The 20,047-nt window shown below is 41.1% G+C and carries 17 protein-coding genes and 2 pseudogenes; all 19 read right to left on the reverse strand.

Annotated elements, in window-relative coordinates:
• Positions 1 to 36: 36 nt before the first annotated feature.
• Complete coding sequence (locus tag NBH01_RS15870) at positions 37 to 669, reverse strand: hypothetical protein (RefSeq protein WP_005654499.1); 633 nt, start codon at positions 667 to 669, stop codon at positions 37 to 39.
• Positions 670 to 687: 18 nt separating this feature from the next.
• The gene (locus NBH01_RS15875; RefSeq protein ID WP_005654501.1) at positions 688 to 1,494 is read right to left on the reverse strand and encodes a hypothetical protein; all 807 of its coding nucleotides are present in this window, start codon (positions 1,492 to 1,494) and stop codon (positions 688 to 690) included.
• Between the two features lie 23 nt (positions 1,495 to 1,517).
• Positions 1,518 to 1,841, reverse strand: a complete 324-nt coding sequence (locus NBH01_RS15880; RefSeq protein WP_005654503.1) for a hypothetical protein — start codon at positions 1,839 to 1,841, stop codon at positions 1,518 to 1,520.
• 314 nt (positions 1,842 to 2,155) lie between these two features.
• Positions 2,156 to 3,559, reverse strand: coding sequence for a hypothetical protein (locus NBH01_RS15885; protein WP_005654510.1), 1,404 nt, complete (start codon positions 3,557 to 3,559; stop codon positions 2,156 to 2,158).
• A gap of 211 nt (positions 3,560 to 3,770) precedes the next feature.
• Positions 3,771 to 4,556: pseudogene (locus NBH01_RS15890) on the reverse strand (toprim domain-containing protein); the annotation flags it as partial.
• Between the two features lie 611 nt (positions 4,557 to 5,167).
• Positions 5,168 to 5,335: pseudogene (locus NBH01_RS15895) on the reverse strand (toprim domain-containing protein); the annotation flags it as partial.
• 211 nt (positions 5,336 to 5,546) lie between these two features.
• Entirely contained in the window at positions 5,547 to 6,614 is a 1,068-nt protein-coding gene (locus tag NBH01_RS15900) for an AAA family ATPase (protein WP_250700190.1), read from the reverse strand.
• A gap of 11 nt (positions 6,615 to 6,625) precedes the next feature.
• The gene (locus NBH01_RS15905; RefSeq protein WP_250700191.1) at positions 6,626 to 6,934 is read right to left on the reverse strand and encodes a DUF3853 family protein; all 309 of its coding nucleotides are present in this window, start codon (positions 6,932 to 6,934) and stop codon (positions 6,626 to 6,628) included.
• Between the two features lie 222 nt (positions 6,935 to 7,156).
• Positions 7,157 to 8,218: a hypothetical protein gene (locus NBH01_RS15910; protein WP_005654523.1), complete on the reverse strand. Its 1,062-nt coding sequence runs from the start codon at positions 8,216 to 8,218 to the stop codon at positions 7,157 to 7,159.
• A 2-nt stretch (positions 8,219 to 8,220) separates the two neighbouring features.
• Positions 8,221 to 9,513, reverse strand: coding sequence for a site-specific integrase (locus NBH01_RS15915; RefSeq protein WP_007478456.1), 1,293 nt, complete (start codon positions 9,511 to 9,513; stop codon positions 8,221 to 8,223).
• Between the two features lie 202 nt (positions 9,514 to 9,715).
• Positions 9,716 to 10,099, reverse strand: coding sequence for a hypothetical protein (locus NBH01_RS15920; RefSeq protein WP_129654932.1), 384 nt, complete (start codon positions 10,097 to 10,099; stop codon positions 9,716 to 9,718).
• A gap of 146 nt (positions 10,100 to 10,245) precedes the next feature.
• Positions 10,246 to 10,680 (reverse strand): hypothetical protein, encoded by a 435-nt coding sequence (locus NBH01_RS15925; protein WP_074857806.1) that lies wholly within the window; start codon positions 10,678 to 10,680, stop codon positions 10,246 to 10,248.
• A 98-nt stretch (positions 10,681 to 10,778) separates the two neighbouring features.
• The gene (locus NBH01_RS15930; RefSeq protein ID WP_074857810.1) at positions 10,779 to 12,458 is read right to left on the reverse strand and encodes a BSAP5a family pore-forming toxin; all 1,680 of its coding nucleotides are present in this window, start codon (positions 12,456 to 12,458) and stop codon (positions 10,779 to 10,781) included.
• Positions 12,459 to 12,478: 20 nt separating this feature from the next.
• A complete protein-coding gene (locus tag NBH01_RS15935) occupies positions 12,479 to 13,795 on the reverse strand; it encodes a BSAP5b family pore-forming toxin (RefSeq protein ID WP_118307191.1) in 1,317 nt (438 codons plus the stop codon).
• Positions 13,796 to 13,872: 77 nt separating this feature from the next.
• Positions 13,873 to 14,247 carry a BT3441 family protein gene (locus tag NBH01_RS15940; protein WP_165360398.1) on the reverse strand — a complete coding sequence of 125 codons (375 nt, stop codon included), beginning with the start codon at positions 14,245 to 14,247 and terminating at the stop codon, positions 13,873 to 13,875.
• 158 nt (positions 14,248 to 14,405) lie between these two features.
• Complete coding sequence (locus NBH01_RS15945; RefSeq protein ID WP_074857876.1) at positions 14,406 to 16,097, reverse strand: BT3442 family protein; 1,692 nt, start codon at positions 16,095 to 16,097, stop codon at positions 14,406 to 14,408.
• Positions 16,098 to 16,733: 636 nt separating this feature from the next.
• Positions 16,734 to 17,183, reverse strand: a complete 450-nt coding sequence (locus NBH01_RS15950) for a GatB/YqeY domain-containing protein (RefSeq protein ID WP_008763705.1) — start codon at positions 17,181 to 17,183, stop codon at positions 16,734 to 16,736.
• A 55-nt stretch (positions 17,184 to 17,238) separates the two neighbouring features.
• Positions 17,239 to 18,546 carry a cell division protein FtsZ gene (gene ftsZ / locus NBH01_RS15955; RefSeq protein ID WP_008763706.1) on the reverse strand — a complete coding sequence of 436 codons (1,308 nt, stop codon included), beginning with the start codon at positions 18,544 to 18,546 and terminating at the stop codon, positions 17,239 to 17,241.
• Between the two features lie 17 nt (positions 18,547 to 18,563).
• The gene (gene ftsA / locus NBH01_RS15960; protein WP_151879314.1) at positions 18,564 to 20,015 is read right to left on the reverse strand and encodes a cell division protein FtsA; all 1,452 of its coding nucleotides are present in this window, start codon (positions 20,013 to 20,015) and stop codon (positions 18,564 to 18,566) included.
• Positions 20,016 to 20,047 lie beyond the last annotated feature (32 nt).

Raw genomic sequence — 20,047 nt, forward strand, 5'->3', positions numbered from 1 at the left:
TCACTAAAAGAGTGAATTTCGCTATATTAGGGTTGTTTAATTTGTAAATTCCAGATAAGGTACAGCATGGATAGTAAGTTTGTTCTTGTAGCAATAATCTTTTAGTGCTTGAACCGTATATTCAATTTCGGAATCATCACCACGAAGCGGAACGAATGTAAGCGTCTCATCTCCTTTACATTCCAGCATGATGCGGTTGTCCTCTCCGTCAATTGTGATTTTCATTGGTATCAAGACTCCATTGTTTTTCACCATCCCAACAATATTGTAAAGATCCCTTGTTCTTTCCTTCAAACATAAGTCATTGTAAAAATAGAAAGTCTTCCCGGTTTGCAGGGTGATTCCTCTCGTTGTCTTAACTACATAGCCAACGGTCAATCCGCCATTTTCTTTAACGAATAAAGTGCGATAATGGTCTATGTGGTCTGTACCAAAGGATGGGTTGTCAGGATCTAGTCTGCCGTGCGCATTGAATATCACTTTTTCTTCCGACATGTTATACAAATCAGAGTTAATAAAAAGTTTATTGTCACTCACTATAACTTCTGTCTTTGAAGTTTCTTCTGTTTGTTCGGTTTCGATTGATGCTTTTTGTTTCCCACCGCATGCGGTAACTGACAAAACGGCAAATGATGCTATAGCGATAATAGTAAATGTCTTAATATTCATTGTTTCTTGGTTTTAATATTAGAAATACCTAAATGTAACTAACTTTCCTGTGATAAATGGAAACAATCTCAAGTCTTCAAAGCCTATTATGCCCGATATAAAATCTTCTCCGTCTTCATGCATTAGAAATGTCTTATTATATATCGAACAACTACTCACATAGACGTCTTTCAGCATTGATGCCTTGATATAGAAATTAAAGGGACATTGTCCCGGTTGTATTTCATAGTCCTTTGGTTTCGCAGTAACATACGCTTCTTTGATGACATTGTTTTCTATCCCTTCTCTGTTTTCTGCCTGAAACGCAATCCCTTCATCATTTAGAGACTCGCACAGAGGGGTTATCTCTGCCATGATACGCTTTCTGTGCGCTAAGCGCATTTCATTCAGCTCTTTCATTAGGAATCCGTCTTTTTTCAATCCTTCGATAAGGGCTTTGCATTGTTCTTCATTATCGCCATAGCCTGATTCTATGAGTAGTTTTTTCATTGCGTTTTCATCATTGCCCTTGTTATACATCACCCCGAATGCCAGTTTTTGAAGCGTATTGTTTATCATGTCGTACTGTTTGACTTTTTCTTCGAATACGGCATCTTCTTCATAATAATATTTCGACCATTCTTGAAGCTCTGTAAAGGGTGTAAGCCCTTGGAACTTTCTGTTAGACTTGCAAGCGGCTTCATATTCTTCTTCTGTTTGCCACGGCAGCCCATACCTTTCGCGTACGGCATCTTCAGGCGATTGTAACACTTTACTTCCATTACTACAACTGCTTACTAAAACTATTACAAATAAGCCGATAATCGAATAGCAAAACTTTTTCATATTTACTCTTTTTTATTGGGTTATTAATTGTCTATTTTTACATGAATCGGCATGTCATGATCCATATCTTCATGTTCATAATCGCTATGTCCCCCATTGTCGCCAAAAAAAGTTATCCATATCCATAGAATAAAACCGATAACAGCACCTATAATCATGGTAGAAATGCCAAAGATTTCTTTTATGCCAAATATCCAAAATATCAACCAAAAGAAAAATGAGCCAACTCCACAAAATATGAGTATAGGAAGAACATATTCCTCGAATAAAACCCATAAATATATAGCCGCATGAAATAGAAGCCAAATTCCTAAGATAACGGCAATTCCAATAAAAATAATTTCCATAATAAAAGAGAATTGGGTCTTGCAGCTTCCTTGAGTACCCTTTAGTTTAAACCACGAAGCGTGGAACTGCAAATGCCCACGTCCTAAGTTAGAGGTCCTGAGAAAACCTTGTAGTACAGATATGGTGATAGCAGCCCACGCTATAGCGTGAGAACCACTATGCTATCCTTGTACTACGTTCGAAGTTTCTCAGGTTTCTAACTTACAAGATAAGCATAACGCTTCTTCAAAATTCTAATATGTCTGGACAGAGTTACCTCCATCCGCTTGCAAAGATAGTCAATTTTATTGAAATCCAATCAAATACTATCAGATTACATTCTGAATCCTTTGGATTTTTGTTCTTTCTGCACTGAGTTACGCAGATGCTGCTGTAACTTCTCCCATTGTTCCTTGAACCATTCGCTGATTGGCTGTTGGTTTATAGTCAGCATCAATTTATTCTTATTGATCGGGCTTCGTTCAATTTTGAAAATTACATTTTTTGTTTCAAATCTCTGTCTATATTCTTCGGAATAGATTTTTCCACTACATCTGAGAGCTTCCCTTTTGTATAAAAGAGAATCAACCATCCCCTTGGTAAAACCAGTGACATAGCATAATTTTTCCATTCTCAGCATTTCTTTGAGCAATGGGAACCAGCATAATGCTTTTTCGAGAATGGTATTCAATCGTGATATTTCCTTGTCTTTAGCTTCAAGCTCTTGATTATGTATTCCCTGTATATTACGAATCTGTTTGCCGTGCTGTTCCTGCATTTGCTGCATCTTGGCTTTTAATTCATCAATGCTCTTGTCACGTTTGGCAATTTCATGACGTAAATTCTCGTTAGATTGTTCCAAATCTTTTAATTTACCGCTTCCGAAAAGAGAACCTACACTGCTGGTTATGGCTGTGGCTACATCGGTAGCTGCACTTTTGAGTTTGTCCGTACGTATCTCTGCTTTTACCTGTTTGAGTTCCTGCTCGGCGAGGCTTACCTGTTGCTCCTTGTGTCGCTTGGTTTCCTCTATACGTTGCAGTTCGGCTTTCTGTTTCTCAATGATAAAATCGTTCCGTTCCAAATGCTCTTTACCTGTAACAGCTTTTGCCTGCCCACGTTCCATCAGGAGAATATCGGAAGCAAGGGTCTGCATAGTTGCCATATCCTCGTCATTGAGCTTTCGGCTCTTCCCGGTTTCGTGGTTCATCCAGTCGAAAACGATATGGGCATGATAGTTCGGCTTGAACCATCTGTTACCGACTTGGAAGCACTCTTTGTCTTCCGCTTCCGGCTGACCGTTCAGCCAATGCCCTTCGTCTTTGTGCAGGAAAATCTGTAGCGGAGTGATGCCCCAGCGTCTTTGACACTCTTCACCGAATTTGCGTACATCAGCCAGTGTGGTGTCCGGTCTGATAAGCAATACTCCTTCACGGATGGGTGAACATCCCGCCACCTTGATAATCTTTCCATTCTTTCCCTTGCGTTCCCTTTCCTTTTCCTGCATGGCACGTCCGGTCTTTTCCTTGACCATCCGCTTGATATTGTCATAGTGCGTCCGCAGTTCGGGAGTGCCGAAGTCGGGATTTATCCACTGTTCGTTATCGGTGGAAAGTTCGGGAACGACATAGATTCTGGACTCCCCGATATTACGCATATACTCGGCAGTCCTTCGGTTGTGCGCCTCGCTCGATGCGATGTTGCAAGGCTTGATATGTATGCTTGATTTTGTTGCCATAGCTTCTTTTTTTTTGTTTGCAATTGATTATTCTGCTCGCTTTCGTAGAGGGGTTCTTAGGGGTAACCCATAAGCGGAGATTGCAAAGAGAGGGTCACTCTTTGCTCGGGGTTCTCAGGGGTGAAACGCCCTGAGTGGGTCATTAGGGCAAAGCCCTAATCCCCTCGGGAGAGCCCACAACTACGAAAGCGGAGCGTGTAGTTATAGTGGGCTATAACCGGAAGCCGTTCTTCTTCTCCGGTGATTGGCTGCGCACCCCTTTGGCGGACTGGAGCTGCCTTTTTCTTTCAATCTGTTTCTGTAAGTATTCGTTCAAGTCCTTGCATCCGCTGTAAATCTGCGAAGCGTCCCGGATGTACCGGTCTCTGCCGTATTCCATGCGGATTTGCCGGAGTGCTTCCATTCCTGCATGGTCGTTGTCGAAAAAGCAGTGGATGCGTTCGTAATTGCCCAACGGATAGAGAGCCTTGTTTATATTCGATACGGAGTTCAATACAATGTAGTCCTGCCCGTCCAATTCCGGATAATTCGGGCAGCTTTCCTGTCTCAATGTCAGAAAGGAAAGGTAGTCCATGAAACCCTCGAACACATAGCAGGCAGTCCTTGCTTTTCCCGCCTGTCTGATGTGGGAGATTTCCTTGGGGGCGATGCAGCCCTTGAAATAGGGGTTACGAACCTCAAACCCACCCGAACCGTTAGGGAATGCGATGGCAAAGTAACGCTTGCCGTTGTGGGTGTAACGGGCTTCACTACATTCTCTTTTTGCCAGTTCCAGATTTATTCCTCTACCTTGTAAATAGGAAAGCAGGGCAGGAGACGATAGCGGTACTATCTCCAGCTGCTGGAAGCTCGGACCGAAAGAGTCTTGCTTGCCAAAAGAGAAAGATACCGGGTGTACATGCGGTGTTTGTTCCGCAATCCGCTCCAGCAGGTAAGGTACATGGTCGGTAGCATACAGGTGTGCAGCCAGTTCAATGATACCGCCCCCTTTCCCTAAACGTAGGCTCGGTACAGAACGCCTTACTGCCTTTCGGCAGTAGGTTTTCCCGTACCTGCCCCCAAACCGTACTTGCATGTCTCCACGCATACGGCTCTCCGTTGATAACATGACTTTATTTAGCATGGCTGTGTACTACGGAAGCTCCGTTCCCATGTCAGATATTCAGGGTCCTATGCCCATAGCCTTACGGCATTCTGATTTAGGGAATCCCCATTTGCTTTCACAATAACTGTTTGGCTCGGCAGACTGTCGGATGCGACTTACGTTCCTATTCCACTTATTGTGGTTGCTCTGAAGCCAGCTCCTGCTCCATTGTAATTTCGGTTTACATGGGGTGCTTCAGCCCGACGTGAATCAAATACCTTTCGTCGGGGCTGGTACGTGTGCAGCAGAACTATCGTTCAACCAATCAGGCTTCATCCTTGTGTCTGTCTTTTCCTCTCGCCATGCAGTCGCAGCTTGGTATTTAGCTGACTAATGACTTTACCGACATGCTTTTGTCACCTTTGGATTTCTCCTCCAGCTAAGTCGTTGAGGATAGGTCTGTTGAACTCTAACCTAATCTCTTGCCATAGAGATATTTATTGTGTAGCCTATATGGGCGCATCGAAGTCGTACCACTGGTTGCGTTCGGTGTTCACTTTGAAGGAAGCCTCTGTTTCTTCCCTCAAGGGAGATTTGTACCAGAGGTTGATACCCTGCTGTTTGACGGGTGAATAACCCAGGCTGTGCAGGTAGTCAGCCAGATTGATTTGTTTTGCAGTCTCGATGTTCATAAGGAAATCGTTTTTAGTGAGTACTTTGATTATTTCTTTTTTTGCCCGCAACTCTTAAAACTATGCGGTCTGTACAATCACTTCACTAAACTCCTAATATATAGCCCCCCGGAATAAAGTGAAGCGATTAGTCTGTTTCTGAAATCACTTCACTAAATTGTCGTATATATAGGATACGGGAATAAAGTGAAGTGATTTTCGATGTAGCCGGTTAATAGTGGTAATCGGGCTTGAAGGAATACTTCCTGCCGTTTTCCTGTACTATCATCCGTTTGTTGCGCAGCATGGTGATAAGTGCCACTGCATTCTGGTGATTCAGCCTAACCCCCTCTGCCAGATAAGTCTTGATTAAGGTGTCTTCCAGCTTCTTGTAGCCGTATTCCTCTTTCAGTGCAAAAGCGGCTTCCAGTGCGGCACGGTGCTGCGGTTCTGAAATATCCTTGTAAGGGTCAAACTTTTCCACCGAGGGTCTTCCCGGCTTCCTTACTTCCGGCTTGTAACCTTCCGCAAGTTCGGGCAGGGCTCGGTCGTTGATGCGGAATGCAAAAGGCTCGAAATCCATCGCCCGGATGTGCATGGCGGAAACATGGCTGATGTCGCTGTTCCCCTTGTCCTTTTCCACCAGCAGGACTGTTTCTGCCTTGTTGTTCAGTTCCGTACCGATGTGCCCTCTTGCGTTCTCATCCCCCTTGTTCTGATGCAGTATCGTATGGATATGAATCTGCCTGTCGTCCGTCCACTGCATCAGCTTGGATATGATGCGGGTGGATTCACCGGGGCTGTTGATGTCGTACACCATATCCCGGATGCCGTCTATGATGACCAGCCCAATATCCGGTGAGTGGTAGATAGCCTGTTCTACAATGCTGATGCGCTGTTCCGGGGTGTATTTTCTCAAAGCGAGAAACTCCAGATAACCGCTGTCCCTGTCGTCGGGCAATCCTGCCATCCGCAGAATCCGCTTCATCACTTTCAGGCAGTGGTAGGGGCTTTGCTCCGTATCTATATAAAGCACTTTCCGCTTTTCCTCGGGCAGTTCAGCCGCATATCGTAACACGGTACTGTTCTTCAATGCAGCGGCTACGATAGCCGATACATTGAAGGTTTTCTTGCTCTTGGCTTTGCCGATGGATGCGCTGAAATTGCCCAGCGTCCCGATGACAGAGCCGTGTACTTTCAGAATTTCGGGGGCTTTTTCGTAGCATCTTGACAGACTTAGCCGGGATTCCTGCCAGAGGATAACGGCTTGTTCGGGTGATATTTCTTTTATATAGTCCATAATCACCTCCTTTATCTGCGTCCTCCGGTTTTCTTTCCAGCCAGTTCCAGTGCCAGTCCCGCATCCACAATAATCTTGCGTCCAATCTGGGTAATGGCTTTGTCTATCTTTCCGCTTTTCTTGATGCGGTTGGCTGTGGGCAGGCTGCATCCGAAAAGCTTGGCTATGCCGAGTATGCCGTACACGTACTTTCTTTCCGTGTCGGTGGTTGGCTGCGGTTGCGCCTCTGCCTGTACCGAAGCGTGTCTGCTTAAAAAAAGGAACTCTTCGCCTGTCATCTGCCAGACGGGTTTCACTAACAGTTCTTTGAGATTGTTCATCGTCCGTATGATTACTTGTTTGACAATAGCCCTGCGCACAGGCTGTTTTTTTCTGTTCTCGAACGATGCAAAATTAGGTAGGGTTTTGAGTGGTAAGTATGTGGATGATATAAACGGATTGTTTTGTTATATCGCTGAATATCAAGAAATAAAAATACCACTCAAAAATTATTTTGAGTGGTATAAGTGGTCATGTCGTAAAATATATTGGAATATCACGGGTTATCGGAATATTCCGTCCATTTCCTTGGCGAACTTTTGGTTGGGAATACTGGGTAAATCGGAGACGGGTTCCCTGTACTTGGACTTGTAATAGTCTTCATCAATATCCAGGTGTTTCAGGATGGCTTCCTTCCATTTGTCCTTATCCTGCTCTGGCAACTGCTCCTTCATCAGGGAAATCAGATAGCATACCCGTATCTTTTCCCTTGGCTTTATTTTCAGTACGCACTGGCAGGGATGCAGATTCATGCAGGCATAGAAATCCGGTGCGGTAATGTCTTCAAACTGTTCCCCTACACAAATTTCATGAATGAGGGAAATCAGTTTCATGCTGAAATATTCAGGCAATCCGGCAGTCGTAGCTGTAGCCGATGCGGTTGCCGTTTCTGTTTCTGGCTGGCTGTCTGTACGGCTCTGCCTGTCTGCTTCGTTCGGTTGGTTTTCTTCGTCCGGTACATATTTGGTCAGGATGCCCATGAAGTGTAAGCTAAGCAGGTAGATGTCGTCGCAACGGTTTTTCATGTATTGCCGGGCTTCTTTCCAGAGAAGGGTTTGCTGCTCATAAAGATGGTCCAGCTGGGCTTTCTCCCTTTCATATTCAGCCTTGCAACGCTCATATTCTCTTTCCGCCAGCTTTTCTTCTTCGGGTGTATGCTCTCGGTAGCCAATGGTATCATAGCGGTTGTTGGCTTCGTTCATCGGTTTGCGTAGCCTGTTTACCACTTCCATCTCTTCCTTGATGGCTTCCTTGTAGCTGTCTGCGTATTGGTTGCATACACGCATAATCACTTCATCATGGGGAAGGCTGTAAGCTTCATAAAGCCGTGTGTATTCTCTGACTTCCTTTTTCAGACTTTTCAGCAGCAGGGTACATGGTTCTGGCGGTGTATGCAGCACCAGTTCAAGGATAGCTTGCTCAAAAGCCTTTATATCGCTCCATTCCGAGTAGAAATCAACGATGAATTTCTGCTTTTCAAAAGAGAAAGTATGGCTTACAATCCAGTCTTTGCTGATTCTGTTCAGCTCTCCGTATTGGGGTATGAGGGTTGTTATCGTATTCATGTTTATAGGAGATTAAATTTGTTCATTGCCTGAATTTTGATGTCGTCTGCTATGTCAATGTAAGGTTTCATGGCTTTGTAGTCGCTATGCCCTGTCCATTTCATGACCACTTGCACCGGAATGCCCAGAGCCAAAGCATTACAAATAAATGTGCGTCTGCCAGTATGGGTGCTCAACAAGGCATATTTAGGTGTGACTTCGTCTATTCGTTCATTTCCCTTGTAGTAGGTTTCCCGTACAGGTTCGTCTATTTCTGCCAGTTCTCCTAACTCTTTCAAATACTCGTTCATCTTCTGATTACTTACCACTGGCAATGCTTTATTGTTTTGGAAAGGAATATCTTTATATTTTTCAAGAATAGCTTTGCTGTGGTCATTCAGCTCAATAATAAGGCTGTCAGCCGTTTTGATGGTGGTAATTTCTATGTGTTCCTCTTTCACGTCGCTGCGTTTCAAGTTATACACATCAGAATGCCGAAGACCTGTGAAGCAACAAAATAATAAAACATCCCTTACTCTTTCAAGGTATTGTTTGGCAGCAGGTATCTGGCAGGCTCTGATTTTGTCCAATTCATTCCGGGTAAGGAATATTACTTTTTTCGGTGCACTTTTCATTTTGGGCATGAATTTGTCATAAGCGGTGTTTTGATGATACCCTTTTCGGTTAGTCCAACGTAAAAACCATTTCAAGAACTTGATTTGCTTGGCTATGGAAGTGTTGCGCATATCTTTATCACTGCGTAAGTAATCTATATACTCATTGAAGTGTCTTTCCGTCCAGCTCTCAAATGTCGTGTTCGGATCAAAAGTTGCGATGTGCTTTTTTACTGTTGCAAACTTCTTTAGAGTAGAGGATGACCAGTCATTTTGTTTGCTGCATTCGGCAACAAACTCATCAAAGATTTTCATGAAGTCTAATTTCACTTCCTCTTTCTCATGATGGCTCTCTTCCTTTTCTCCTTTCATTTTTAGATTGAAAGCCTCTTTGATTTGTGCAGGGGTGGGCATTATGTCTTGTACTTCGAACTCCTTGAACACATTCTGTATCTCGGTGTATTGACGCAGTAGTTCGGTGTTGATTTCTGATGCGCTTTGTTTCAGCTTATTGGTACAGCCGTTTCTTACCCGTTGCTTGTCTGCATCCCATTTCTCCATATCAATCCGATAGCCTGTTGTAAACTCAATCCGTTGGCTTGCAAAAACGACACGCATACGGATGGGTACATTTTGAGTGATAGGAATGCCATCTTTTTTACGGTTTTCCAGTGCGAAGATGATATTTCTCTTGATGTTCATAAACTGGGTGTATTTGAAAAGTTACACCCAAAAGTACACCCAATAATTGAGATATGCAATGATATTAAGAGATATTTAGATAGATGATAGCTAAATATAACTATTTAATAATCTGATGTTTGATAGATTATGATATTTTATAAAAAGGTTCGAGAGACTCCCTACAGTTAATTCATGGAGCAATTTGTACTAGTACACTGTTTTACTTTGTTACCTTGACGGTTGAGCCGGAACTAACACCCTGTTCTGTACATTTTCTTCCCATATCAAGGAGCTGACCTCTGGAGTTATAATACTTGTAATTCTTATAAGTGCCAGTAACTTGTGCAGCTCTTGCCCATTCATATGCTAGGGCTTCGAAGGTCATATTCATTGTTTGAACATTGACCTGCATGGTACCGCTATGATTTCCATCACCTGTTTGGTTATTAAATCCTACCCACATCATAGCTTTGGGCTTTACGTCTTGATCGACTTTCTCAGATTTAACTTCTTTAGCTGCCGCATTATTATTTGCTGCGAATGAATTAGCAGCAAAAATAGCTATAGCTGCTAACATACTGAACATAACAAATCTTGTTTTCATTTTTTTGTTAATTTAAAATGTTTGTATAAACTAGTAGGTGGCCTCCTTACTTTTCATTTATTTTCTTGTGTTCAACTGTATTTTTCGATAATAAGCAAAGTATGTAGTGTCCTCATTTATAACTTCAAACTATATCTTTTAAAGAATCAGTCTACCCTCTCCAACTCTATTGTCGCTATTTTATCTTTATCAGGACTAGCTTCATTTTGTATAAGAGTTATGTGATTTTTGGTACAACTTTTAATTACCCAAGGAGCCCCGGCAAGTTGAAACGCAATATCATTAAATGTAATATAGCTCCCTTCTATCGTGTAGGTAATATCAAATTGATCATAATCTTCCCAAATCACTTTTCCTTTTTGGGTATCTACGAATTGTATACCGATACCTCTATTTTTCAAACTCCATGTGGCACAATGTCCGGTGCCACGCCATGAAGTTTGATAGAGAGCTTCGGGAGTGAGTTGCCCCACTTGTTCCTGCTCTTCATTGTCTTGATCATCACAAGCTATAAAGCAAAAAGTCACCAAAAACAAAGCGAAGAGCATCAATAAAGAAGACTGTTTTATATTATATTTCATGCCTAATTAAGTTTTTCAGATTTTTCAAATTTTTCAAATAGTTCATATATTAACATGATTCCCTATTTTTACATACACAAGCATCTGTATCCAACTCTTTACAATCCTATAATTGTATACAAATTAGCCAGTGTTGCCATTGAGATTCTTTTCTCAGTTAGATTTGAAACCCAAGTACTCAAGCCATATACTTCTAGCATACTTTCATCCCCATCGTCTGCAAGAAAGGAAAAACAAAGTTTAGTAGTTGGGTCATATAAATATTCCATATTAGTTGTTTCATTATAATACTTATAAAATCCATTCTCATTAAAATTTTCCAGTACTATACATAGTGGGGAACGAAACATAGGATTTAAACGTTTAGTTGTATTATAGCTTATCTGAATATCGGAACTAAAGTATTTGGATTTTTCCTCTGCTATTGCTTTCGCTTTTTCAAGAAAAACATTGTTGTCTTCATTCTGTTTTAATTCTGCATCCGTAGCATTACCATTACTTAACACAATCTGATCACCTTGCCTTGTTACCAAGACAGCAGCAACCTCATACAAATTATCTCCTGAAGTTGATGTTTTCTTTAATATCCTTGTAATCATAATAGACGGGGTATAAAGTCTCGTAACTGGAAGAAGAATGTTCTTGGATGTATCATCAAAGCGTCGCTGAAAGTTTCTCTCTAATACGAAATCAGACATTGGGAATAACCCTTCTTGTGTTAAATCAATTACAGTATGATTTTTTGAATCGTTAAGTGATTTTCTCCAAGACTGCAAATCAATATTAATATCTTTGAGTGACATTGTAGTATTTATCGCACTCTCTTCATTCTGAATACCGCCCAAAGTTTTTACTCGTAAAAAAATATCTTGCTTCTTGTAAACTGTTGAATCAAAATTTCCATTTTTTCCATTAAATCCAAATGAAGCATTAAGCGAATCACCTTCATATGTAAGTGAAGCCGTAATACTAGTATCCAATGATTTAGTCCGTTGCTCAACATTAGTACTTGATGCTGCATTTCCCATATATTGAGCAAAAGCTCTCCCACCAGTATAATAACCAACGACAACAAGATCTCCATATGAATTAATGACAGAGGATATAGTAGAAGTATATAAATTGTTAATGAAGGATCTTCTTAAAAACTGTCTAGCATAAACTTTTGTTGAGCCACTTGAATTTAAGAGCATAAATTTGCCATGTGCAAATAATATATTCATTTCTCCATAAGTCTGCTCCATCGTTTCATTAATAAATGTTCTAAAGGTTTCGACTGTGGTTCTCTTTTTTCCAATAGAAAATAATCCTAAATTTAAAGAAAATCCAGTTTTAATCGTTTTGCTTTCAGTTGAAAAATGTGTGTAATCATCAAAGTTATAGTATGTATAAGACGATTGGTCATTCCAATTAGGGTATTTTTCATCTACATATGACTCATCATAGGCTTTTATAGCTTCAATATTAAGAATGGAATGTGTGAAATTATCAAAATCACTTGGGATATAATTTCCATTGTATAATTTATAACCATAGCCTAGGAATTTATCAGACGAACCAATTGTTGCATTATTTCTTGTTAGCCCTTCTTCAAAAGTAGGTGCTTTAGTAACAACCTCTGGAAGGTTGGGATTGCGCTTTTGTATAACAACATCACCTTCTGAATTTTCAGCTTCGATTGCGGACATTTGCGATGTAGGCAAATCTAAGTTGTCTGAACAAGCTATAAAAAACGGAATGACAGCAGATAATATTATTATATAAAAAAATGTTTTCATGATATTTGTTTTTTTATTAATTATCTGTTTTCTAATAGTTTTCTTCTGTATTCATCGTTTGGGGTTACTACAATTTTATCAGCTTTAGCTTTTGACGTAGTGTGAATTATCCCATTCCAAGTACCCTTAAATTTGACTTCTCTTTCGTTGACTTCTCCTGGCTTCTTATAAACCATAGTGATTGTATAGTCAGCCTTAACGCTATATTTCTTTAAATATGTGGTCACTTTTACTAATGATGGCTCATTGACTGTTATAGGGATCTTGACAGATAGTCTTTTGGGTATTTCATACATTGTAGAAAAATAAGGTGCTTTAGGCATAAATACTGTTGTGTCAACTGCTTCTCCAGTACTAAAGTTGCCGGGTTTTATAAATTGGCCAGCTATAATAGCAGGACGGAAAAATAATTGATTAGGCTTAGACATTGGAATTTTCAAAGATCCTTTTTCTGAATAGGTTGAAGTATCTTTTACGTCTTTCACTGCTGTAATCGTAATATTAGAAGGTCCTAAAACTGGCTCTGTTTGTCCGTTCGACTCTATTTCAACAGGGTCTAACAGTGTTACGACAGCTGATTCACTATCAAATGCAATCTCTTTTACATCAAATCCATTCACAAACTCTAATAGAAACTCTTGCTGTGGCTGTTTACTATATTTGGCATATCCTAGCTGTCCGTTGCTTTTGGCCTCCATCGAGTAGCAAAAAGAGCTCCAAGGGTTATTAGGATCTGTCATTCCAAAATATGTCTGATTTTCAATTGCAAAATATCCTTTATATGAGGATGGTATAAGATCCCAGCTCCCTGTACTAATATCATCCGTGTCCCATACAACAACAAGTTTATTATCAGGATTACTGTTATATTGGCCACAAACTAACGGTCTTTTATAAGCATCTGAATAAATTAAATATGGTATGCCACTACTAGAAGGCAGTATTCTTAAATAGAACTTAGAATCATTACTTGATGAAAGGTATAATTCTTTTCTTAATCCTTGGGTTGCAAAATAAGGCCGGTCGGTAGTTCCGCCTCCACGAACTTTTAAAGAAAAAGGCAATTCTCTAATAGCCCACATATTTGAAGAGTAATACTCATCCATTTCAGGATAATATAAATTGGCTCTTGTCTGTGGCTTTTTTAATGAATCTGTGTTAGAAAAAAGGCATATTGAATCATTTGATGTAATTGATTTCGAACCAACCATGGCCTCTGCCATTTGGGGAGAATTATCCAGAGCCTCTAAATTTTGTTCACAAGAAACAAAACCTATGGTCATTGTTCCCATAATCAATTGGCTTAAGCCCACAATAAAATAATTTAATTTTCTCATAAGAATATATTTTAATGGTTAAGTTGTAAATGAACAATAAAGTTCACGTAAATTATTGTCATTATATGTGTTGATGTCTACTCGATTTCAAACTCTCCAATGAGAGTCACATCTTTTTCTATATAGAGAAGTTCATATTGCCCCGTCTCGAAGCCACTCACATCTATTTGATAGATTTCCAGGTTATCAGGAGTTGTCATATCTTGAAACACAATGTTTCCATTCTTGTCTTTAACCTGAAACGTGACTGGCTCGTTCGGTTTTTCAAAAAACTGCACTTCGATGTTATGACCTTCGAGAACTGCTTCTATGGGTATAAAAACAACTGACTTCTGGCGTTCACTCCATCCTTTAAAAACTAAAATTTTGCTTTTGTGTGTTGATAAAATATTGGCTTCCATCGTTATGAATGAAAGGGCAATTAATAATAATGTAATACTTAGCTTTCTCATATCTTTAAATGTTTTCTGCAAAGTTATTAAAATATGAGGGACTAAGTATGAGAACTACTAGTTTTGATATGGACAGGCGGTGCCTGATAATCAGTCACTTACGATTTAGATATGTACTATGAACATGACATCGGTAATATCTCTATAAAATATGGATATTAATGCATATTCTTAATCAAATATTCATATAATGAAGAATTAGTCGGGAATGTGATATTGAGTTTCAGTTTAAGTCTGGAACGCTTTTTACTTACGGAATTGGGGGCAATATTTAATAGTTTTGCTTCTGTATTGGTATCGAATCCAAAAAGGTACAAACAGCAATATTGAAAATCTTCTTCCGGTAAGTTCGGACCTAAGCTATATATATAATTATAAAGTTCAGGATATATGGTTGTTATTTCATTTGTAATGGCTTTCCATCGTTTTTCCGTTATGAGCGATTTATTATTTCCCGGTATGTTTTGATTCCCCAATTTTGTTAGTTCTTTGTATAGAGGTGAATCTATAAGTAATTTATTTTGTAGTTTTCTATAATTGGCAGATAAACGAACGATGTCTTCTTGCAGCTGATCATAATTTTCGTCTTTTTCTTTGAATGTATTTAATAAACTTCGTTTCTTTTCAAGCTCAAGAGAAAGTGTGTATAGGTTTAACTTCATCTTATCTAATTCTTTTTGCTGTTTTAAGATTTTCTCTTTTGCTTGTTTTCTGTATAATAAATAACCTATAACTATTAACAGCAGAGCTGCAATGCAGATAACAGAAACTATGATGTAGTTCTGTTGCTTCATTTTTAGGTTATCTACTTCTTTGCTGATTTTCAGGTGATTATATTTATGTTCTATGTTCAGTATCTTAGACTGGATGTTGCTATATACCGTAGAATCTAATATATTAGTATAGTCTTCCAGATAAGTGAGTGCTTGCTCATATTTTTTTTCTGACTTGTATATCTGGTAATATAGATATTTAATACTATAAGTATAAGTAGGATCATCTTGTGGAATCTTTTGCAGGAGTTCTTTTGCCTGATTTAAAGAGTCAGATGCTATGTATAAGCTAATTAATGCCATGTAATTAGGCATTTTTTCTCTTCCTTCCAACGCTTTGTAGAAGAACTTTTTAGCTTTATCGTATTTGTTATGCATTACATATATGTTGCCCAGAGTGTTTTCGATTGAAGCTTTTACATCTTTATCCTCTGAAGTCTCGGTGATAGAATCTGCCATAAGCAGAATTTCAAGGGCACGGGATATTGAATCAGTGCATGCGTATTCACGCCCCATATCTCTTAGAGCACAAGCGTAGCTATCAGTGTTATTTTCTTTTTTGAAATTGTCGGCAGCCATTTCGTATTTTTTGATAGCTTCTGTTCGCATGGCTTTCTCTCTATATAAGTCGCCTATATAGCTATATGTATACCCAACTAAATTATAGAGTTTGTTCTTTTCTCCAATCTCTAACGCTTTAGTATATATAGACATTGCTTTGTCATAATCCCCGTCATTTGCATAGGAACGTCCTAAATAAATTAAGATTTGTACTTGTTCATTGGATTTACCGTAGGATGAATACCAAGTGTTAGCTCGCTCGAATTGATAAGATGGCAATAGGGTATTAAAGATTTCGTCAGTGACTTTGGCCGATAGCATGCACCAGCGTGCAAAGGTTTTATCATCCAGTTGTTCCGGAGATGCTATGTTTTCCAGTATGCTTGATGCGCTATCAGGATTTACTTCTATGATTTTTTCAACCTCATCCAGTTGTTTGTCCAAAGTGGATTGTTGTTTGCTGCACCCTACTAATAAGAATGTAGATAGAATAGTTATCAATGTACTGCTTTTCATCTGTTTGTCGTAATTTAGTTCGTTATAGATACTATTCAAAAAGAATGTTTTGCCTGTCGTCAAAGCAGGAATGTTATCTTCCTATTGTTACAAAAGTAAGAATTTAATTTATATAATGCCATTTATTATGTTTTTATTCTTGTAACTTGATGTCAAATAGGTAATTTCATAAATCAAGAAGTTATTGTTTACCGCTCTTTTAGATGCAAATGATCCTATATTCTCCTGTCTTTCAATTGGTATTATCATATTATCTCACCGATATCTTCATCGTTCTACCCGGGTGATATGATCATCGCACTTAGGTGAACTGATCGTGTCACAGTAGTAGACAGTTCGTCCTACCCGGGTGGAACGATGAAGATATCGGTAAGAAAACATGCAGATGTAGGTATCAAAAGAGAAGGATATAGGTAGCAGCATAACATATGAAGCCTTAAAAACAATGAGAGATACCCTTGAAGTGGATGAGAGATACGTGAAAAATAGCTGTTTGAATGAAGAAAAGAGTGAGAGACACCTGTTTGAAAAGGATCTCTCACTCTTTATATTGCTGATTATCTACGGCTTATCTTAATGGAATGAGACCGTGAGACCAAAAAGTTTTTTTTATTTCTGGGGAGGAGGTGTGGGGGCTTATCCCAACAACTCTTTTACTTTTGCAGAAATAGCACGGCCTTCTGCCAGTCCTGCCAACTTCTTGGAGGCAACTCCCATCACCTTACCCATATCTTTTCCGCTGGTAGCACCTGTTTCGGCAATGATTTCCTTCAATGCAGCTTCCAGTTCTTCAGCAGTCATTTGTTTGGGCAAATAAGCTTCCATTACGGCAACCTGTGCCAGTTCTCCGTCAGCCAGATCCTGGCGTCCCTGTCCGATATAGATTTCGGCAGAGTCCTTACCTTGTTTCACCAGTTTCTGAATGATTTTCAAGGCAGCTTCGTCTGTCAGTGTATCGTTGGCTCCCGGAGCTGTTTTAGCTTCGATGAAGAATTTCTTTATGTTTCTTAAAGTCTCCAAGGCAACTTTATCTTTTGCCTTCATTGCGTTTTTAATGTCTTCGCTGACTTTGTCAAATAAATCCATGATGATATTTATATTTTAATTATTTACAATTTGTAATAGCAAGGGGAAGAACCATCTAGAAAGTGATTACTCCGTCATTGTCCGTAGCCTCTTCCATGGCAACTTCCTCTTCAAGAGCCGCTTTCGTCTTGATCTTCAACAGCTTCGTTTTATCGCGCGTGTAAGTAGGAGATTCCTCTATCATGGCGATGATGTCGTCGTTGTCCAAATCTTCGGTATTGAAGATATAGATATGGCGACGGCTGCGCAGGCTTTTCTTTCCGATGCCGGCACTTTCACCGTATGCCTTGCGGATACGCTCTTTATTCTTCTCCTTCTCTTCTTCAAGCTGCAACTGGCGTTCTTCTTCCTCCTGGCTGCGGGCTTCGTGCAGTGTGTCCATACCGGGCACGTCTTCTACACCAAATCCGGTGGCGAGTACGGTGATCTTTACTTTGGTGTCCAGAGAGTTGTCTACGGCGACACCCCAGATTACTTCCACACCTTCGCGGAACTTGCTCATGAACTCGTGTATCTCGTTCATTTCTTCCATCATCAGTTCGGACGTGGGACAGAAGGATACGTTCAACATCACCTTTTTAGCGTTGAAGATGTCGTTGTTGTTCAGCAACGGAGAGTGGAGGGCATCATCGATAGCTTTGGTGACACGGTTCTCGCCTTCTCCGAATCCGGTACTCATGATGGCTACACCACCGTCTTTCAGGATGGTCTTCACATCGGCAAAGTCCAGATTCACCGTACCACGCATGGTGATAATCTCGGCGATACTCTTTGCAGCGATGGAAAGCGTATCATCGGCCTTGCCGAAAGCATTCATGAAGGTAAGGTCGGCATATATTTCGCGCAGGCGCTCGTTGTTGATGACCAGCAGGGCATCTACGTGCTGGGCGATACGTTCGACGCCGTCCAGTGCCTGAATGATTTTCTTTTCTCCTTCGAAAATAAATGGAATGGTGACAATACCTACTGTCAGAATATCCATCTCCTTCGCAATGCGGGCGATGACAGGGGCGGCTCCGGTTCCGGTTCCTCCTCCCATTCCGGCAGTGATGAATACCATCTTGGTGCCGTCGTTCAGCTGTTCTTTGATATCGTCAATACTTTCTTCGGCGGCGTCGCGTGCCCGTTCGGGACGGTTGCCGGCTCCAAGTCCTTGTGTGATGCTACGGCCCAGTTGCAGTTTCACCGGAACGGGTGACTCGGCCAATGCCTGGTTGTCCGTGTTGCAGAGAACGAACGTTACGTCATGTATGCCTTCCCGGTACATGTGGTTCACAGCGTTACCGCCACCGCCACCTACACCAATCACTTTGATGATTTTCGGTGAGTCGGTCGGGAAATCGAATTGTACTATCTCGTCCATATTATTGAATTTTGAATTTATTTCATATCGTCGTCAGAGAAGATTTCCTTGGTCAGGGAGTCGATCTTGCGTTGAATCCAACTGGGACCGGCTTCTCTCTTGCGTCTTTCTTTCTCTTCTTTCTCCTTCTGCTTGCGGAGTCTTTCAGCTTCCTTGGCGGCTGCCCGTGCTTCTTTCTCTTCCTCTTCTTTCTTGAGGCGTGCCAGTCGGGCTTGCTCTTTCAGTTCCTGATCGTCCTCAAACATATCTACGGTCTTGTGAATTTCTGGCTCCGGTCGGGGAGTGGCGGGAGTGACCGGTATCTGGGGAGCGGTTTCTATCAGGCAGCAGTTCTGGTTGCCTTCGAACAGAAGTCCGAACAGGGTGTTCTGCGAACCGTCCTTCTTCAGTATATTGCTGGGAGCGTGAACGGTGTTGCGAGGCAGTTTCGCCATTCTCATCTTTTCTATCTTCGAGCGTCTGCGAAGCATTTCTTCCAGATTCTTTAGGTTGGCGGCTCCACCTGTGAGGATGATGCCGGCCAGCAGTTTGTCTTCGTAGCCGGAGATTTGAATCTGGTTCCATACGTTGGCGATGATTTCCTCGGCACGTGCCTCGATGATGTTGTTGAGCTTGCCCAGTTCGACTGTGCGGCTTTCATCTTCGAGCTTGCAGGTGGCGGGCTCTTCGCTTTCGTCTTCTTCGTATAGGGCGTCTCCGTAAGTTTTCTTCAGACGTTCCGCTTCTTCTTCCTCCATTTGCAGGGTGGTGATGTCGCGGGTGATGCTGTTTCCTCCCAGCGGCAGTACTGTCAGGAAACGGAGAATGTTGTTTTTATAAACCGAAATAGTGGTGGTATCAGCTCCGAAGTCGATGAGTGCGCAGCCCGAACGGCGTTCGCTCTCGGTCAACACGGCATTGGCTGTTACCAGTGGCGCGATCAGTTGGTCGGCAATATCGATCTTTGCCTGCTGGAAGCAGTGTTCCAGATTCTTCCGTACGGAAGAGCGGGCGACGATATTGAGGAAACGTCCTTCGATGTGGCTTCCTACCAGTCCCACCGGGTTGGCTTGCAGATTATTGCCGACTTTGTATTCTTGCGGCGCTACGTCCAGTATATCCATATCGACTACCGGAATCGCTACGTTCTCATCGCCGATAGCGCTTACCAGCTCTTCCGAGATAATCGCTTCTTCTTCGAGGTCGCGACTTACTACGTTGCGGACTGTGCGGAGGGATTGTCCGCCAATGCCTACGTATACCTTGGCGATTGAGTTTTTCAACTCACCTTCCAGTCTGTTGATGATAGAAGTCAGGCTTTGTGCTGTCTTGTCCAGATTGAAGATCACTCCTTTGCGGATAAACGTTGAAGAGTCTTCCTGGGCGTATGCCAGTATCTGCATGCTTCCGTCACTGTTCTTTCTTCCGGCCACACCGGTTATCTTCGATGAACCAAGTTCAATAGCGGCGATAAATTCTGTTGTTGCCATCTCTTTATTTACAATTTAATTATTTTCAACTT

The sequence above is a fragment of the Bacteroides sp. B1-V-101 genome (assembly GCF_023656585.1).
In the GTDB taxonomy this organism is placed as follows: domain Bacteria; phylum Bacteroidota; class Bacteroidia; order Bacteroidales; family Bacteroidaceae; genus Bacteroides; species Bacteroides thetaiotaomicron.